The organism is Glutamicibacter sp. M10, assembly GCF_025452055.1.
Classification (GTDB): domain Bacteria; phylum Actinomycetota; class Actinomycetes; order Actinomycetales; family Micrococcaceae; genus Glutamicibacter.
The window spans coordinates 1,942,337-1,960,123 of sequence record NZ_CP104918.1 but is presented as its reverse complement, the minus strand read 5'-3'; the positions used below and the strand labels follow the sequence as shown (position 1 = coordinate 1,960,123).

At 54.6% G+C, this 17,787-nt stretch carries 12 protein-coding genes and 2 pseudogenes; 7 read left to right on the top strand and 7 right to left on the bottom strand.

All coding sequences use genetic code 11. The features are described 5' to 3' along the window. Nucleotides 1–4: 4 nt before the first annotated feature. A complete protein-coding gene (gene cydB, locus N6V40_RS09580) occupies nucleotides 5–1,030 on the bottom strand; it encodes a cytochrome d ubiquinol oxidase subunit II (RefSeq protein ID WP_131088521.1) in 1,026 nt (341 codons plus the stop codon). Between the two features lie 23 nt (nucleotides 1,031–1,053). Further along, nucleotides 1,054–2,646 carry a cytochrome ubiquinol oxidase subunit I gene (locus tag N6V40_RS09575; protein WP_131088522.1) on the bottom strand — a complete coding sequence of 531 codons (1,593 nt, stop codon included), beginning with the start codon at nucleotides 2,644–2,646 and terminating at the stop codon, nucleotides 1,054–1,056. 349 nt (nucleotides 2,647–2,995) lie between these two features. On the opposite strand from N6V40_RS09575, the gene N6V40_RS09570 reads away from it, so the two are divergent. Further along, nucleotides 2,996–3,367 (top strand): BlaI/MecI/CopY family transcriptional regulator, encoded by a 372-nt coding sequence (locus tag N6V40_RS09570; RefSeq protein ID WP_131088523.1) that lies wholly within the window; start codon nucleotides 2,996–2,998, stop codon nucleotides 3,365–3,367. A gap of 23 nt (nucleotides 3,368–3,390) precedes the next feature. Next, nucleotides 3,391–4,353 (top strand): M56 family metallopeptidase, encoded by a 963-nt coding sequence (locus N6V40_RS09565; protein WP_131088524.1) that lies wholly within the window; start codon nucleotides 3,391–3,393, stop codon nucleotides 4,351–4,353. Between the two features lie 88 nt (nucleotides 4,354–4,441). Here the strand turns inward: N6V40_RS09565 and N6V40_RS09560 are convergent, their stop codons facing one another. Beyond that, entirely contained in the window at nucleotides 4,442–6,550 is a 2,109-nt protein-coding gene (locus N6V40_RS09560; RefSeq protein WP_131088525.1) for a DNA gyrase/topoisomerase IV subunit B, read from the bottom strand. Nucleotides 6,551–6,771: 221 nt separating this feature from the next. Here N6V40_RS09560 and N6V40_RS09555 point away from each other — a divergent pair, with 221 nt between their 5' ends. Continuing rightward, nucleotides 6,772–6,996: a DUF7455 domain-containing protein gene (locus N6V40_RS09555; RefSeq protein ID WP_131088526.1), complete on the top strand. Its 225-nt coding sequence runs from the start codon at nucleotides 6,772–6,774 to the stop codon at nucleotides 6,994–6,996. A gap of 115 nt (nucleotides 6,997–7,111) precedes the next feature. Here the strand turns inward: N6V40_RS09555 and N6V40_RS09550 are convergent, their stop codons facing one another. The 4 genes from N6V40_RS09550 to N6V40_RS09535 all read right to left on the bottom strand — a co-directional run bounded on the left by N6V40_RS09550 (nucleotide 7,112) and on the right by N6V40_RS09535 (nucleotide 11,984). After that, entirely contained in the window at nucleotides 7,112–8,323 is a 1,212-nt protein-coding gene (locus N6V40_RS09550) for an RNA polymerase sigma factor (RefSeq protein WP_262197466.1), read from the bottom strand. Between the two features lie 252 nt (nucleotides 8,324–8,575). Continuing rightward, nucleotides 8,576–9,679, bottom strand: coding sequence for a DUF4192 family protein (locus tag N6V40_RS09545; protein ID WP_262197465.1), 1,104 nt, complete (start codon nucleotides 9,677–9,679; stop codon nucleotides 8,576–8,578). Between the two features lie 83 nt (nucleotides 9,680–9,762). Next, nucleotides 9,763–11,025: an MFS transporter gene (locus N6V40_RS09540; RefSeq protein WP_131088529.1), complete on the bottom strand. Its 1,263-nt coding sequence runs from the start codon at nucleotides 11,023–11,025 to the stop codon at nucleotides 9,763–9,765. Next, nucleotides 11,022–11,984, bottom strand: coding sequence for a proteasome assembly chaperone family protein (locus tag N6V40_RS09535; protein ID WP_131088530.1), 963 nt, complete (start codon nucleotides 11,982–11,984; stop codon nucleotides 11,022–11,024). Before N6V40_RS09535 ends, N6V40_RS09540 begins: the two co-directional genes overlap by 4 nt. Nucleotides 11,985–12,243: 259 nt before the next feature. Between N6V40_RS09535 and N6V40_RS09530 the strand changes: the two are divergent. From N6V40_RS09530 to N6V40_RS09515, 4 genes and pseudogenes are all read left to right on the top strand, one after another. Continuing rightward, nucleotides 12,244–13,754, top strand: a pseudogene (locus N6V40_RS09530) (leucyl aminopeptidase). Between the two features lie 285 nt (nucleotides 13,755–14,039). Next, a pseudogene (gene lpdA, locus N6V40_RS09525) lies at nucleotides 14,040–15,418 on the top strand (dihydrolipoyl dehydrogenase). Nucleotides 15,419–15,534: 116 nt separating this feature from the next. Further along, on the top strand, nucleotides 15,535–17,265 hold the full coding sequence (sucB, locus tag N6V40_RS09520; RefSeq protein ID WP_131088533.1) for a 2-oxoglutarate dehydrogenase, E2 component, dihydrolipoamide succinyltransferase: 1,731 nt from the start codon (nucleotides 15,535–15,537) through the stop codon (nucleotides 17,263–17,265). Between the two features lie 106 nt (nucleotides 17,266–17,371). Continuing rightward, nucleotides 17,372–17,722 (top strand): hypothetical protein, encoded by a 351-nt coding sequence (locus N6V40_RS09515; RefSeq protein ID WP_131088534.1) that lies wholly within the window; start codon nucleotides 17,372–17,374, stop codon nucleotides 17,720–17,722. Nucleotides 17,723–17,787: the final 65 nt, after the last annotated feature.

Here is a 17,787-nt window from a genome sequence, read left to right as displayed (position 1 = left end):
ATGGTTAGTTGACGATCGAGGTAACGCGGTGAGTTTTTGGGATGTGTTCTTCGCGCAACCGCTTGCGAAATACCCAGTAGCTCCACGCTTGATATGCCACTACTAGAGGAACACCAAACGCCGCAACAACGCTCATCAGTTTTAATGTGTACGCAGTGCTTGAAGCATTCTCGACGGTAAGGTCAAATGCCGAGTCAATGGTGGACGGCAGAACTACTGGGTAAGCAGCCAAGAAGATCGCAGCAACCGCAGCTAATAACATGATCCCCAGCGCCAGGAAGGAGATTCCTTCTCTACCTGCTCGACCTGCTATCAGTGCAACCACTACCGCTATCAGGGCGACCGCTAGGGCTGCCCACGCGAATGCTGATTCGTTCTTTAGCAGAACCCAAAGCGTCCAGAGCAGCAATGGAAGGACGGCCACTGATAGCCAGCGTCCAACTAGTTTGCCTGCTTCTTGGCGTACCGGGCCGTCAGTTTTCAGACGCAAGAAAGCCAGCGCATGAATCCAGCAGAAGGCAACTACTGCCACACCACCCAGGACGGCATGCCAGGTAAGCCACGCGAAGGCCCCGCCGATCCGGTCTCCGTTCTCGTTCAGCGGTAGGCCGATGGTCGTTGAAGCCAACAGGGCTCCCACACCGAAAGCTGCCACCAGCGATCCGACTCCCAAGGCTAGATCCCAGAGCTTACGTGTGGGCACGGTGATCGCCTTGCCGCGGTATTCAATGGCCACGGCACGGAAGATCAGTGCCACCAACACCACAGTGAGTGGAATGTACAAGGCTGAGAATAGCGATGCGTACCAATGTGGGAAGGCAGCAAACGTCGCGCCACCAGCGGTTAGTAGCCACACCTCGTTCCCGTCCCATACCGGTCCGATGGTATTGAGTAGCAGTCGTTTTCTTTTCTCGGTAGGCCGACCCAGACCGATGAGCATGCCCACCCCGAGATCGAATCCTTCAAGAAATAGATAGCCGCACCAAAGTAGTGCAATGACGATGAACCAAAGTGTTGGTAGCCATTCCATGGTTTTCTCCTTTGAGTGCGCCGCTAGTAAGCGAACGCCAAAACGTCGTCGTTGTCGTGGTGGTCAGAATCAGGATGATCATCGTGACCCGTTGCGTCGAGTTCTGGCATTGCTGAGGCCACCCCACCCCGGATGTATCTGGTCAACAGCACCAGTTCAACAACGAGTAGGACTGCATAAATCGACGTCAAGGTGATGAGTGAAAAGAGCAGTTCTCCAGCAGTGACAGTCGGAGAGACCGAGGCAGCTGTGTACATGAAGACTTGGTCAACCCCACCCATCTGCGGATTAGGTGCCACGGTGAATGGTTGGCGTCCCATTTCGGTAAAGATCCATCCAGTGGCATTGGCACCGAAAGGAGCCGCAATACCCAAGACAGCCAGTCGTGAAATCCATTTGTTCTCGGGCACCGTGCCCTTGCGCGTAATCCAGAGGGCCAGCGCAGCAGCGGCCGCGGACAGACCGCCGAAGGTAATCATCAGGCGGAAGCCCCAGTAGGTCACTTCCATGACTGGAAGGTAGTCGATCTTTTGACCTGCGTACTGCCCGAAGGACTCGTCATCCGGGTAGTACTCACCGTACTTCTGCTGGTATTCAGGAATCAGAGTATTAACGCCTTTTACTTCGGTAGTGAAGTCTCCGTTAGCAAGGAAGGACAACAGGCCAGGTACTTCGAAGACCGCTACAACATCGTTGCAATCGGTAGCTCCATGAGCGTTGATGTCACCGAGTGAAAGCACGGAGAATCCGGTGCCATCGTGGCACGCAGCTTCAGCCGAGGCCATCTTCATGGGTTGTTGCTCGAACATTAGTTTTGCTTGCTCGTGGCCGGTTAGGGCCACGCCCAAGAAGGCCACTACCGCAATACCGGCGCCGATCCTTAGCGATTTGATCCACACTTGGTAATCGGTCTTGTCGCGGTTCTTACCCTTGCTCAAGTCTTCGCCGACGATGACGTAGCCGTTGGAATCAACGGTATCGATTCCTTCTTTCCGGCGACGGTATAGGTGGAACCAAGAGATGCCAAGTAAGAATCCGCCTGCCACGGCAAAAGCACCGAAGAGCGTGTGAGGGAAGGTGATCAAGGCAGTGTTGTTGGTGAAGACCGCCCACGCGTCGGTCATGACAGCACGTCCGTCAACGATCTTGGTGCCTACCGGGTGCTGCATCCAAGAGTTGGCTACGAGAATAAAGTACGCCGAGAGCATGGTCGCTAGCGAAGCGCACCAGATGGTGGCTAGGTGCGCGAGCTTTGGCAACTTCTTCCAGCCAAAGATCCATAGTCCGAGGAAGGTCGATTCGACGAAGAACGCCAGCAACGCTTCCATAGCTAGTGGTGCGCCGAAAACGTCTCCGACGTAGCGGCTGTATTCGCTCCAAGCCATGCCGAACTGGAATTCTTGCACGATACCCGTGGCCACACCCATGATGAAGTTAATCAGGAACAGTTTGCCCCAGAATTTGGTCATGCGCAGCCAGTGTTCATTGCCGGTGCGGTGCCAGATGGTTTGCAATACTGCGACGGTCAGTCCTAAACCGATCGTTAAGGGCACCATGAGAAAGTGGTAGACCGTGGTTATGCCAAATTGCCAGCGGGCAATTTCCAATGCATCCATTGATTCCTCAATTTTCGCTTTGTAGGAGCTTGGGAGACTTTTTCTACGAACCGTAGAAGTGCCTTCACGTATCACCATAGACGATTTCGACAGCTTGTAGAAGTCAAGATTCCGAGATCCATCGCACATCCAAGAAACGACCGCATCAACCAATCAAACCCTCGACTTGCAGCTCGGGAAATCCTGACTGCGCGCGTAGCCCACTGAGTCACCAACACGAATCACCACTCTTTTACGCGTTGTAGAAATCTAGCGCAAAAATCGCTACAATTGGTGTTTCAAGCTGTACACCTAGGCCTTGGGCCAACATGTTCAGCGAAAGAACTAAAAGCAAGTGAGGTAAGACCTAGTGGCCAGCCTTGGCGACCTGGAACGTTCCGTCATGGACCTTCTGTGGGACTCTGCAGAACCGCTCACCGCGAATGACCTTCGCGATGATCTTGCGGCACTTGGCGCCGATGCGAAGGAACTCGCAGTTACTACGGTGCTCACGGTGCTTGCCCGCCTAGAAAAGAAAGGGCTCGTGGAACGTGAACGCTCCACACGCCCTCATCGCTATGCTGCTTGCTCCTCGCGCGAAGACCACACCGTTGGCTTGCTCAACGAGGCTCTTGGCACCGCGCAGGACCGCGAAGCAGTCCTAGCCCGTTTCATTGGCGGCATAACAGCAGATGAAGCAGCTTCTCTGCGTGCTATCTTGGACTCAGTAAAGTCCGCATAATTTAGACAAACTTCGGGGACTGAGTGCTTCTCACCTCATATTTCCTAGCGGCGTTGGCTATCGCATTGGCGTGGCCGACGCCGTTGGCATTATCAAAAGCTAAATGGATCACGCGCGCGCCGGTGCAGGCCGTTCTTCTATGGCAAGCAATCGCTTTGGGCGGTGGCCTTTCGATGATCGGCTCCATGCTGGTCTGGGGGCTATCCCCTCTAGGCGACAATCTCATTTCTGCGTTGCACGCCGGCTGGCGACTGCTTATGGGCGACCCGCAAGTGCAATATCCAGGCGTTGTGCACCTCTTTGCGCTCAGTACAGCCTTCCTATTTGGCTTCCACCTGGTGCTCACCCTCATCCGAGCAGCATGGCGGACCTCAAGGCAACGAGCAAAGCACCGTCAGTTACTTCGACTGCTGAGTAATCCTTCAGAGACTCGACCAAACACATTAGTCATTGATCATGACATGCCGGTGGCCTACTGTGTGCCGGGCATTTCGAGGTCAGTTACTGTCCTTTCACGCGGGCTGCTGACTCAACTTACGCCAGAGGAACAACAGGCTGTAATCACGCACGAGCGATCACATCTGGACCAACGACACGACTTGCTCATCTTGGCCTTTACCGCTTGGAATGAGGCACTCCCCTGGCTTCCAACCTCCAAGCTGGCTTTAGAAGCCGTGCGTCAATTGATCGAAATGCTGGCCGACGATAAAGCTCTGGAACAGGTCAACCGTCAGACTCTGCTCAAAGCCATCGTTACCGTCGCCACCGCGGCAGCCGTTGATGATGCTTCTATGATCAAAAGCTCGTCCAATGCTGAGTTGGTCGGAATGCCCGGCGGTGAGGTTTCCTCACGCCGACTGCAGCGTCTACTCTCACCCGAAACTGCCCTGAACAAGCTCGCTCGCTTCCTCGTACTTGCCAGCACGGTCCTGCTCCTAGCCTGTCCCACGATCTTGTTAGTCGCACCAACTCTGCTAGCTTGGTAGCTTTCAAATCTGAACTTGCAGGCAACAAGAAAGTCCTTGGATACGGTTCACAATTGAACTGCATCCAAGGACTCTTGAGCTCTAAACGCTAAACGTCGATACGTTCACGTTCCAAATCATCGGCACCGTCAATGATGAATTTCTTGCGTGGTGCGACGTCGGAGCCCATGAGCAGATCAAAGACCTCCTCGGCGGCCTGCGCGTGTTCGATACCAACGCGGCGCAACATCCGATGGCGCTGATCCATCGTCGTTTCTGCCAGCTGGTCTGCGTCCATCTCGCCCAAGCCCTTGTACCGCTGGATTGGCTCTTTGTAACGCCGACCCTCTTTTTCGATCTTTGCAAGCAGACGGTTCATTTCCGCTTCCGAATAGGTGTAAACCACTTCGTTCTGCTTGGATCCCGCATTGATGATTTCAATTCGGTGCAGAGGTGGAACCGCCGCATAGACGCGCCCATGCTCAATCATTGGACGCATGTAGCGATAGAACAACGTGAGCAACAGCGTGCGGATGTGCGCACCGTCAACATCAGCATCCGTCATCAAAATGATTTTTCCGTAGCGTGCCTGCTCAATGTCAAAGCTTCGACCCGAGCCGGCGCCGATGACCTGAATCATGGCAGCGCATTCAGCATTCGAAAGCATGTCCGAAATGGATGCCTTCTGCACATTGAGGATCTTGCCGCGAATCGGAAGCAAAGCCTGATACTCGCTTGATCTGGCCAAGCGAGCCGTGCCCAATGCGCTGTCGCCCTCAACGATGAATAGCTCGGATTTCCCGACCTCTTTACTCCGGCAATCCAACAGCTTGGTTGGTAGGGACGAAGATTCCAGCGCGGTCTTTCGACGCTGGGTTTCCTTGTGCATACGCGCAGAGACACGAGATTTCATCTCGTTGACTACCTTTTCGAGCAAAGTAGCTGCTTCTGCTTTTTCTGCGCGCTTGTTGGATCCCAGGCGTTCGTTGAGCGCTTTCTCAACCACCTTGGTGACAATCTGGCGCACCTGAGGGGTACCCAGAATCTCTTTGGTCTGCCCTTCAAACTGTGGTTCCGCAAGACGAACAGTAAGCACTGCAGTCATGCCAGCAAGAACGTCGTCCTTCTCCAGCTTGTCCTTCTGGCCAAACTTGAGCTTGCGGGCGTTAGCTTCAACATTCTTGCGGAAAGATTTGAGCAACGCCTGCTCTAGACCAGCACTGTGAGTACCGCCCTTGGGAGTGGCAATAATGTTGACGAAGCTGCGCACCGAAGTGTCGTAGCCAATCCCCCAGCGCAGGGCCACGTCCACTTCGCAAACTCGTTGCACGTCTTCCATGTGGCTGCGCCCCTTGTCATCAATGACTGGAACTTTTTCGTGGAATGAACCACTGCCTTGGAAACGCCAGATATCAGTAACTGGAGAGTCACTGCTGAGGTAGTCAACAAATTCGCTGATACCACCGTCGTGTTGGAACACTTCCTCATGCGGTCCCTCAGCGCCGGGTGTACCAGGCAGGCCACGCTCGTCGCGGAGAGTAATGCGCAATCCTGGCACGAGGAATGAGGTCTGGCGAGCACGATCCTGCAGGTCCGAATAAGAGAACTTGGCGTCCGGGGTAAAGATGTGGTTATCTGCCCAGTACCGAATTCGAGTTCCGGTTACACCACGTTTAGCTTTGGCGATGACCTCGGGAATCGTGGCCTTTTCGTGCGGCGTAAAGGGAGCTTCAGCCTTCTTGCGTCCCTTGTCCGAGAACTTGCCTGGCTCTCCACGGCGGAACTGCAAGCTGTAGGTCTTGCCACCACGATCAACTTCAACGTCAAGTCGCGCCGATAGCGCGTTAACGACCGAAGCGCCAACACCGTGCAAACCACCGGAAGCGCTGTAGGAGCCACCACCGAATTTACCGCCAGCGTGAAGTTTAGTGAAGACAACTTCCAGACCGCTCAGACCAGTTTTGGGTTCCACATCAACAGGAATGCCTCGGCCATCGTCATGGACCTCGACTGATCCGTCGGCATGCAGGATTACGTTGATTGCCTGACCGAAGCCGCCCAAAGCTTCGTCAACAGAGTTGTCGATAATTTCCCATAGGCAGTGCATTAGCCCGCGGGAGTCGGTTGAACCGATGTACATGCCTGGACGTTTACGAACCGCTTCCAGGCCTTCCAAGACAGAGAGATGTCGCGCGCTGTAATTGTCGGATGAAGCCACTGGGCTATAGTCTCCTACCTACATAAGAAAGAACGTCTTGTCTTCCATTCTAATCGTTATTGTGTTCGAATACCTGTCATTTTCCGCCGGTCGGCGCCACCGATGACAGCTATGACCTTGTCCACATCAACTACGCGGTGAGCGAAAGACGGCCATTTTAGGGATAAAGTCGAAGCCCAAACTGGTTCTATTGAGTAACCATCAACTTTAGGAGGCTGGCAATGACTACTACGACCGCTAGTCGTGAACTGAACGCCCTTGACCGGTGCGACCGCTGTGGTGCACAGGCCTACGTGCGAGCCGTGCTGGCTTCAACCGGCGGTGAGCTGCTGTTCTGCGCTCACCACGCCCGCGATGTGGAACCTAAGCTACGCCCACAGTCCTCAGTTTGGCAGGACGAATCCTCGCGACTTTACGAAAAGCCAAAGGTTGACGCTAACGACTAATCTCGTTTTCGTCTAGCTCGAAATTGGTGGCCCACTATTTGTGGGCCGCCAATTTTGTCTTAAAAGCAAGATAGCCAGTTGAACGAAAGTTCAACTGGCTATCTTGCTTTCAGTTTTAGTCTAGGTAGTCCCGCAGAACCTGCGAACGCGATGGGTGACGTAGCTTAGACATCGTCTTGGATTCGATCTGACGGATACGCTCACGCGTAACTCCGTAAACCTTGCCGATTTCGTCTAAAGTCTTCGGCTGACCATCGGTCAGACCAAAGCGCATTGCCACTACGCCGGCTTCGCGCTCGGAGAGCGTGTCGAGAACCGAGTGAAGCTGTTCCTGGAGCAAAGTGAATGACACAGCGTCTGCTGGCACAACTGCTTCAGAGTCTTCGATCAGGTCACCAAACTCGGAATCGCCATCTTCACCCAGTGGAGTGTGAAGTGAGATTGGTTCGCGGCCGTATTTCTGAACTTCGACAACCTTTTCAGGAGTCATGTCCAGTTCCTTGGCCAACTCTTCAGGAGTTGGTTCGCGACCGAGGTCCTGCAACATCTGACGCTGTACTCGCGCCAACTTGTTGATGACTTCAACCATGTGTACTGGAATACGAATGGTACGAGCCTGGTCAGCCATGGCTCGTGTAATAGCCTGACGGATCCACCAGGTAGCGTAAGTCGAGAACTTGAAGCCCTTGGTGTAGTCAAACTTTTCAACGGCACGAATCAGACCCAAGTTACCTTCCTGGATCAAGTCCAAGAAGAGCATGCCACGACCGGTATAACGCTTAGCCAGCGAAACAACCAGACGGAGGTTTGCTTCCAGCAAGTGGTTCTTTGCGATCTTGCCGTCGTGAATGATCTGCTCATAGTCCCAGCGCAAACGCTGGTCAATGGCGCCGGTGTCCTTCTCCAGCTTGTCGGTAGCAAAAAGGCCCGCTTCGATGCGCAGAGCCAAATCGACTTCCTGCTCTGCGTTCAGCAGGGCAACTTTACCGATCTGCTTCAGGTAGTCCTTGACCGGGTCAGCCGTCGCGCCGGCGACCATAACCTGCTGCTGAGGAGCGTCGTCGTCACCGCTGGAGAGGGTGAAGCCCTTCGAATTGTCGTCAGACTTCGAATCGGTGCTTTCTTCAGCATCGTCGTCGCCTTCTGCGACAGCTGGGGTTGATTCGTCCTGTGCTGCAGTATCTGCAGCTACCTTTTTGGTCCGAGGCTTAGCCTTGGTTGCACGCTTCTTCGCCGCAGGAGTTTCTGCTGGTACCTCTGCCTCGGGGACCTCGGCCTCAGTGGCCTCAGTTGCTTGACGATTAGCGTTCGTCTCAGAAGATGACACGAATAACCTTTCTAACGATGCGTTCCGGATGCACCTGCCGGTAACACCACTATGACCCTGTCAAGTCCGAAGACGTTTAATCAGTGACTAAACGCCGGGGCTGGCACATTGATAACAACGCTTCAAGCCCGCCTTATGTTCCCAAAATCGTGAGATTTCAGGCCAAGGCAATTCGAACCTAACCGGGTCTGTAATTTCATTATCCACGAATTACCACCCAGACACCACTTGAGACACCCCGGTGAGCCCGTGTCACGCGAAGTTCGCACGCCAGGCACGAAGTTGATCCGTTGCCCACGAGGGCATAATGCCGTGAGACATGAGTTTCTGAAGCAACGCTGCTAATTCATACTTCTCGTTTTCTTCCACCGCCTGGTTCAGTAGTGCCAACGCCATTGACCCTCGCCCTCTTGCCCATTCAATCCAAGCCAGAATGCACAGTAAGGCGTGTCGGCTATCGTCGCACGCTACACCTAAAAGGTCACGAGCAACCTCCCACAGTCGATCCACCCTGCGCCAATCTGGTGCATACCAGCCCCGACCAAGCAGATAATCAGATAACGGGGCGATGGCACCCTCCTGCGCGTCAAATGAAACGCCAAAAATGATGTCCAGGGTGTCTTCTAGTCCCTGGCCAGCCAGATACGGCAAGAGGTCTCGAACGAATTTCGTCTGTAAGGATCCAAGAAGTAAAGCAGCCAATCTCGGATCATCGCGCAAGGATGACTCTGAATCTTTCTGCGTCATCTTTAGAGTGCGATTCCATGTTTCGAGGCACTCCATGACGTTGCCACCTTGATCTACAACAAGGTGGAGAACATCTTTGGAATTTGACCATTTTGCGATACCGGTTCCATCCCATGGCGTGTCCATCGGTGCGGATCCAGCCAGGACCATCGATAGGTGAGTTTCATTAGTGACCAGTGACGGTACGGCCTTGGCGCAGTTACCCTCTTCTGGGTCGTAGTCCCAAATCATTGAGGCGCGTAAGCACCACGCGTGGCGTAGGCGGATTCTTCTGCGACTCAGGGTGGTTTCGAGATGGTTCACCAGCGATGAGTAGGGCGCGTCAAGCTGAGCGAGGCGATCTTCCGGAGCGTAGATCACCAGAGCGACGTCTTGGACGCTAGGGATCCGTTCAAGGAGTCGGTTGACCTGGCTGGACCAATTCTCCACGTCTTCGCGCCGAGTAGATGGCGGTAAGTCAACCCGCAACGTGGCTTCAAGACGATCATCTTCAATAAGTAGCAATACCGCTGAATTACGAGGATGGAACCCAAGGGCATGCGGCACATAGGCCAAAATGTCTTTGTAACTGGACAGCGATAGCGGCTGGCGTTCTGGTGTAGTTGTCATGCACTTACCGTGCACTGCATCTACTAGCTTTATTTCTTAGAACTGGCCAGTTGTGGAGAACCTAGGACGCTAGTGGCGATGGACTACTGCTCTGCTAGGAATCGGCGAGCTTTGCGTCGTTCGATCAGCATAAAAGTAATGCCTATTGCTGCCATGACAAATTGGAACGACAGTGCGATTCTGAATGATCCGAGACTGTACAACTCGCCGGTGGAGCCGTTGGCGTTGTTGAGCAAATCGAGAATGAACCCAATGACGTAGATCGTGACGAATGCACCGATAAAACCACCGGTATTCACCAGACCCGTGGCGGTGCCTAAGATGCGTGGCGGGTTGAAGGTGCGGGCAAAATCGAACCCGATCACCGAGGCAGGACCACCGGCTGCGACGCTGATCATCAAGATAATCAGTATCCACAACGGCGCGTGTCCCGGCCAAAGAAGCACAACAGCCCACAAAAGCAGCATGAGGCCAATAATGCTCAACGCGTAATTGGAACGATGTTGCGCATGGCGTGCGGTGAGCGTTCCAAGCACAGGACCCAAGACAACCGCGACGACAACAAAGACGGACATAAGCCCGGAGGCCAACGTGCTGTCTAAGCCTTGTCCTTCAACCAGAAACGGGTAGCCCCACGTCATCATGAAGGTGTTCGCCATAAATGCGGTAGTGAAGTGGGTCCAGAACCCCAGCCGGGTACCTGGCTGCTTCAGTGCAAGGGCGATCCGTGAATCCTTGGGATGCGAGCTGTGGGCTGAACCCTCCCAGCCAGAGCCGTTGCGCACAAATGCAATCGTCGTAATGAACGTAGCGAAGGCAAACCCGGACATTACCGAGAACGCTGGCGACCAGCCGGCGTTGAGCAGCATCAGGTGGAACGGGAAAATACTGATCAATTGACCAAGCTGACCGAAGGTACCGGTGAGCTGTGTGAGCACGGGAATTTTTGATCCGGAGAACCACAGGGGCAAGAGTTTGAGGACGGAAACAAAAACCATCGCATCGCCCATGCCAACCATGACGCGCCCAATCAAACCCATGGGAACGTTGACCGACATGGCGAGAAACGCTTGTCCAGCGGACATTAGTAACGCACCACAGGTGATCAGTATGCGCGGCCCATACTTATCAAGAAGTAGGCCGACTGGAACTTGGGCCCCAGCGTAGACAACTAACTGAACTACTGAGAATGTCGCTAGGATCTGCGCACTGGCATGAAAGCGCTCAGTGGCTTCAATGCCGGCCACACCAAAACTAGTGCGTTGTGAAATTGCGGATATATAAGCAAGAATTGCGAATCCGAAAACCAACCAGGACTTCGACGAATTCAAATGCGATTGACTCACTGGTCTTGATCACCTGATTGGGGCTCTTCGCGCCCGTTCCTTAACCAATCATTGGTATTTTCGATTAGCGAGAGGAAGTGTTCGGCGCTTGCGCCCAGTTCCTCCGCGCCCGGCATCTGCTTGTCCTCGTCAAGAAGCAACGAGCGCGGCTCATGCTCCTTCACGTGGGCATCAAAGCGTTCTTCAAATCCATCCACCATTTGGCGAACATCATTGTTAGCTTCAAGTTGCTCCGCTAGTTGCTGTTCAAGAAGTCGAGCAGCCTCGCGAAGTTTGTCTGTGGGAAGCGCGAGCTTCAGGGCGGCACCGACGTACTCTAGGGTCGCTACCGCTACCGCTGGATATTCGGATTCGGCTAAATAGTGTGGGGTGTGCAGAGAATAACCCACAATGTCGCGGCCGACTTCAGTCATCCGAATTTCGAGTAACGACGTAATTCCAGCCGGCGATTCAACGGTGGGGCTCCACGTTGAAATGTTCTCGATCAAATCTTTGCGGTTTCCATGAGCCGTCACGCCTACCGGGCGGGTGTGTGGAACCGGCATCGGAAGCGAAGCAGAGCCAACAACTAGAGCCACGTTAAAGGCTTCGATAAATCCGAGAATCTCTGCGATGACGCGTTCCCATTTGAGATCAGGTTCTACTCCAGTGAGGAACCAGAATTTTCGATCCATCCCATCGGTCATCAAGTAAATCTCAATACGGGGCGCTTGGTAGGCGGCAAAGTGATCACCCAGGAAGGTCAACCGTGGACGCTGGGAGGTGTAGGCAACCAGTTCATCAGCATCAAAAGTTGCAAACAGTTCAGAGTCCAGACGACCAAATAGTTCGTTGGTGACCTGAGATTGGCTCTGTCCCGCATCACTCATGCTCTTGAGCAAAACGTACATTCCGAGGCCTTGGAGGCGTGAATTATCCAAGTCGTCTGCGACCAACGTCATCAACGATTCCTTGGACATTTTCTCCTCATTCAGTGCCGACTTGCTTGTTAGCGGACCTCGGGCGTTCGTAATCTTCCAATTCACCCTAATTTAACCGCGATATTACATACTATCGCTTCGATGCTTACGCTCGCTGTGAAGTGACGCACGATGAACCTTTTCCTCGGATAACATCAGAGGTAGCAAGTGTTTTGCTCAACAGCATGCACTACGTTTCGGATTACCATTCCGGAGCACTGGACCTCAGACCCTACAAAGGCACAGAAGGAATGATTTTGTGATCAACTCAAGTGATCTCACTTTGAGCGCCATTGGCACTGACATTAAGCGCAAGAGCGCCGATACCCTCGTTTTGGGCGTATTGAAGAATGACGGTAAAGCAACCATCGTTGCCTCGCCTTTCACTTCGGAAACTACTTCTTCGCTGGAGCAGTCGCTGACCACGCTAGGAGCTTCGGGTAAGGCTGACGAAGCCACCTTGCTTCCAGGCGTTGAGGGGTCCAAGGCAAAGGTTCTGCTTTTCATTGGTCTGGGCGTTGAAGAACTAGCTGAACTCACCGAAGAGAAGCTTCGTCGTGCCGCCGGATCCGCTGCACGCCAGCTGACCAATACCAAAACCGCCATCTTCGTGTTGCCTTCCGAGACGGTCGAACGTGTCGCAGCCATCGCCGAAGGTATCGCCCTGGGCAGCTACCGCTACGAGAACCACCGCTCAAAGAAGAGCGACAAGCCAGTCTTGGCCGAAGCGCAGATTGCAACTTCGGTGGCCACTTCCAAAGACCTTCCTGCGGTCTTGAAGCGTGCGGCTGTGCTCGGACGTGCTGTTCGCGGCACCCGCGACCTGATCAATGCACCAGCCAATGTTCTCTACCCTGAATCATTTGCTACCGCAGTGAAGGATTACTCCAAGTCGCTTCCGCTGAAGGTCACGGTCTTTGACGAGAAGCGCCTGGCTAAGGATGGCTTCGGTGGTCTGATCGGAGTTGGTGGCGGTTCAGTACGTCAGCCTCGAATGGTCAAGGTGGAGTACTCCCCGCTAAGGCAACCAAGCACATTGCGCTAATCGGCAAGGGCATCACCTTTGACACCGGTGGCACCTCGCTAAAGCCAGCTGCTGGCATGCACGCCATGAAGTCTGACATGTCCGGAGCCGCAGCAGTGTTCCAGACTGTGGCCGCAGTGTCCGAGCTGGGTCTCAACGTCAAGGTCACCGCGTGGCTTTGCTTGGCTGAAAACATGCCAGGTGGCGCTTCGACGCGTCCGGGCGATGTCCTGACCATGTTTGGTGGCAAAACCGTAGAGGTTTTGAACACCGACGCTGAAGGCCGTTTGGTTATGGCCGACGGTTTGGCCGCTGCCAGCTTGGAAAAGCCAGATGTCATGATCGACATCGCTACCCTTACCGGTGCACAGATGCTGGCGCTTGGTCTGCGTACCGCTGGCATCATGGGCAACGAACAGGTCACCAACGATCTTGTTGCAGTATCCGATCAGGTGGGCGAGCTTGCTTGGGCAATGCCGCTGCCAGAAGAGCTGCGTCCAAGCATCGAATCCCAAGTTGCCGACTTGGCGAACATCGGTGAGCGCATGGGTGGCATGATGACCGCAGCCGTCTTCCTTGAGGAATTTGTCGGCGAAGTTGACGGCAAGAAGATCCCATGGGCACACATCGACTTTGCTGGCCCGGCCTTTAATGAAGGTAGCGCTTGGGGCTACACCCCGAAGAACGGAACTGGCTCACAGGTTCGTACGTTGGTTGCCTACGCGGAGCAGCTCGCCGCAAATTAGGCACCGATGAGCAGTCTGCTTCATCAGCATTTTTAGCTCTTAATCTCATCCCGGTATCACTGCCGATGGCAATCGGATGCCGGGATGAGATTAAAAATAAGAGACATGCCTGACTTTTACGCCCTCGAAGGTGACTCTGGCAGGTATGCGGTACTAAGGTAAGTTTTGAAACATCACCGTGGATCTATGGTGCGCGCCAACCAGCGTAATGCTCCCAAAGATCTGCGACCGATCCCCTGGTCGGCCAAAGCCGGCCTCACTTAGCGAATACGAGGGAGCGTTCACGTGGCCGATTCGGCAGCAACGCAAGAATTTGATGTCCTCATCCTCGGCGGTGGATCCGCTGGATACTCGGCAGCATTGCGTGCCATCCAGCTGGGCTACACCGTTGGATTGATTGAAAAGGAAAAGCTGGGCGGCACTTGCCTTCACACCGGCTGCATCCCAACCAAGGCTTACCTGCACGCTGCAGAGTTGGCTGAAAACGCTCGCGAGGGTGCCAAGTTCGGCATCAACTCCTCGCTCGAGTCAATCGACTTGGGTGGCGTGCGCAAGTACAAAGAAGGCATTGTTGCCGGAAAGTACAAGGGCTTGCAGGGCCTGCTCAAGATGAAGAAGGTCAACGTTATCACTGGTAACGGCCGTCTTGTCTCCCAGGATTCCATCGATGTTGATGGCACCGTTTACAAGGGCAAGAACATCATCTTGGCAACCGGCTCCACTTCCAAGACCTTCGGTCTGGAAATCGGTGGCCGCGTTATGACCAGCACCGAAGCATTGAACATGGAAGACATGCCAAAGAGCGCCATCGTGCTCGGCGGCGGCGTTATCGGTGTTGAATTCGCTTCCGTATGGAACTCATTCGGCGTCGACGTCACCATCGTTGAAGGCCTGCCGTCGCTGGTTCCTAACGAAGATCCAGCCATCATCAAGACCTTGGAGCGCGCTTTAAGAAGCGTGGCATCAAGTTCAACACTGGTGTCTTCTTCGAAAAGGTCGAGCAGAACGCCAACGGCGTCAAGGTTTCGCTGGCTGACGGCAACGTACTGGAAGCAGACATCGTTCTGGTTGCAGTGGGTCGCGGTCCAGTTACCGAGGGTCTTGGCTTCGAAGAGCAGGGCATCACCATCGATCGCGGCTTCGTGATCACCGACGAGCGTCTGCACACCGGCGTTGGCAACATCTACGCAATTGGCGACATTGTCCCAGGCGTACAGCTTGCACACCGCGGTTACCAGCACGGTCGCTTCGTGATCGAGGAAATCAACGGTCTGAAGCCAGCGATCATCGAGGACATCAACATCCCGAAGGTCACCTTCTGCGAACCAGAGATTGCATCGGTCGGCTACTCCGAGCCTAAGGCTAAAGAGAAGTTCGGAGCAGACCAGATCGAAACCACCGAGTACAACCTCGCTGGTAACGGTAAGTCCGCAATCTTGGGCACCAGCGGTCTGATCAAGATGGTTCGCGTCAAGAACGGTCCAATCGTGGGCGTTCACGGCATCGGCGGTCGCATCGGCGAGCAGATCGGTGAAGCACAGTTGATTGTTAACTGGGAAGCATACCCAGAGGACATCGCTCCGCTGATCCACGCTCACCCAACTCAGAACGAAGCATTGGGCGAAGCAGCTATGGCTCTGGCCGGCGCTGCACTACACGGCTAATAGCTTTTGATTTCACTAGGCAGCGCGTTCGACGAACGCGCTGCCTAGTGCACAAAGCTCGGAGGCTCGGCCTCCACCCACAATTCAAGATTTAAAAACCAAGGAGATACGGGACGATGTCTGAAACCGTAAACCTACCCGCACTGGGTGAAAGCGTTACCGAAGGTACGGTAACTCGCTGGCTGAAGCAGGTCGGCGACCGCGTAGAGGTAGACGAGCCGTTGGTGGAAGTGTCCACCGACAAAGTAGACACTGAAGTTCCTTCGCCAGTTGCTGGCATCATTGAGGAAATCTTCGTGGCTGAGGACGAGGACGCTGAAGTTGGCGCTCCACTGGTTCGCATTGGCGACGGTTCGGGATCCGGCGACGCCGCTCCTGCCGCACCAGCTGCTGAAGAAGCACCAGCCAAGGAAGAAGCTCCGGCTGCATCTGCAGCGGAAGAAGCTCCAGCTAAGGAAGAAGCACCAGCTGCTGCTCCATCGGCCGGTTCCGCTTCGGGCACCGAAGTTACCCTGCCAGCTCTGGGCGAATCGGTTACCGAAGGTACCGTTACCCGTTGGTTGAAGGAAGTTGGCGAAGAAGTTGCCGTCGACGAGCCTTTGCTTGAGGTATCCACCGACAAGGTCGACACCGAAGTTCCTTCCCCTGTTGCCGGTACCCTTCTGGAAATCCGTGTTCCAGAAGACGAGACCGCTGAAGTTGGCGCAGTTCTCGCAGTGATCGGTGCCGCTGGCGCCGCTGCTGCTCCTGCTAAGGAAGAAGCTCCTGCGGCTCCTGCGAAGGAAGAGGCACCTGCTGCCGCTCCGGCTGCACCTGCTGCTCCAGCTGCACCTGCGAAGGAAGAAGCACCTGCTGCTCCAGCTGCTCCAGCTAAGGAAGAAGCTCCTGCTGCAGAGTCGAACAACGAGTCGGGTTACGTAACCCCACTGGTTCGCCGCCTTGCTAACCAGCACGAAATCGACATCGCATCGGTCAAGGGCACCGGCGTTGGCGGTCGCATCCGTAAGCAGGACGTGCTTGATGCCGTTTCCGCTAAGGAAGCAGCTGCTCCTGCCGCATCGTCCGCACCAGCTGTTGCTCCTGCAGCAGCCAAGCCAGCTGCCCCGGCTGTCGAGGCTTCCTCGCTACGCGGAACCACCGAAAAGGCTCCACGCATCCGTCAGGTTATTGCCCGTCGTATGCGCGAGTCGCTGGACGTTTCGACTCAGCTGACCCAGGTCCACGAGATCGACATGACCCGCATCGTCAAGCTGCGCGGTTCGGCTAAGAGCAGCTTCAAGGCCACCAACGGCGTGAACCTGACTTACCTGCCATTCATCGCTAAGGCTGTTGCCGAAGGCTTGAAGGCTCACCCGAAGTTGAACGCAGAGTACAACGAAGAGACTCAGCAGATCACCTACCACAATGCCGAGCACTTGGCATTTGCAGTCGATACCGACAAGGGCCTTTTGGTTCCAGTTGTATCGAACGCAGGAGATCTGAACCTCGCCGGTTTGGCTTCGCGCATCGCCGATGTTGCTGCACGTACCCGTAGCAACAAGATCGGTCCTGATGAGCTGTCGGGCGGCACCTTCTCGATCACCAACATTGGTTCGGTCGGCGCACTGTTTGACACCCCGATCATCAACCAGCCACAGGTAGCAATCCTGGGCACCGGTGCGATCGTCAAGCGTCCAATGGTCATCACCGATGCAGATGGCAACGATTCGATTGCAATCCGTCACATGATGTACCTGTGCCTGACCTACGATCACCGTCTGGTTGACGGTGCTGACGCAGGTCGCTTCCTGCAGACCGTCAAGGCTCGCCTTGAGGGTGGCGCATTCGAAGGCGATCTAGGACTCTAAGTCTTAGATTAGACCAATAGCCGCAACAAAGATCGTCCCTGCTGACCTTTCAGCAGGGACGATCTTTGTTTTCTACGTTACGTCGAATTTAGATTAGGCTAGGACTATGGAAATCCTTAAAGTCATTTTGGTATTTGTTCACATCCTCGGAGCTGGAGCAATCTTCGGTGGTTGGCTAGCCAACTTCAAAACGCCAACTGTCAATGTCTGGCAGTGGTACGGTGCCCTGGCACAGCTTGTCACCGGACTTGCGCTGGTAGGCATCGCTGAGGCTGGCACCGATCCAGTGAACCACGCAAAAATTGCCGTGAAGATTGTCATCGCTATCGTGATCGCTGTAGCCGCATTCCTCGGCCGCAAGAAGATCAAGGCTGGCGAAGAGGTCTCGACTGGCCTTGCCCACGCCGTAGGCGGAATGGCATTCATCAACATTGCCGTTGCCACCCTCTGGGTCTAAACAAGACTCTGACCTTTGGCAGGAACAGTAACTGGCGCACTACTCGTGCTGGTTTACAGTTCCTG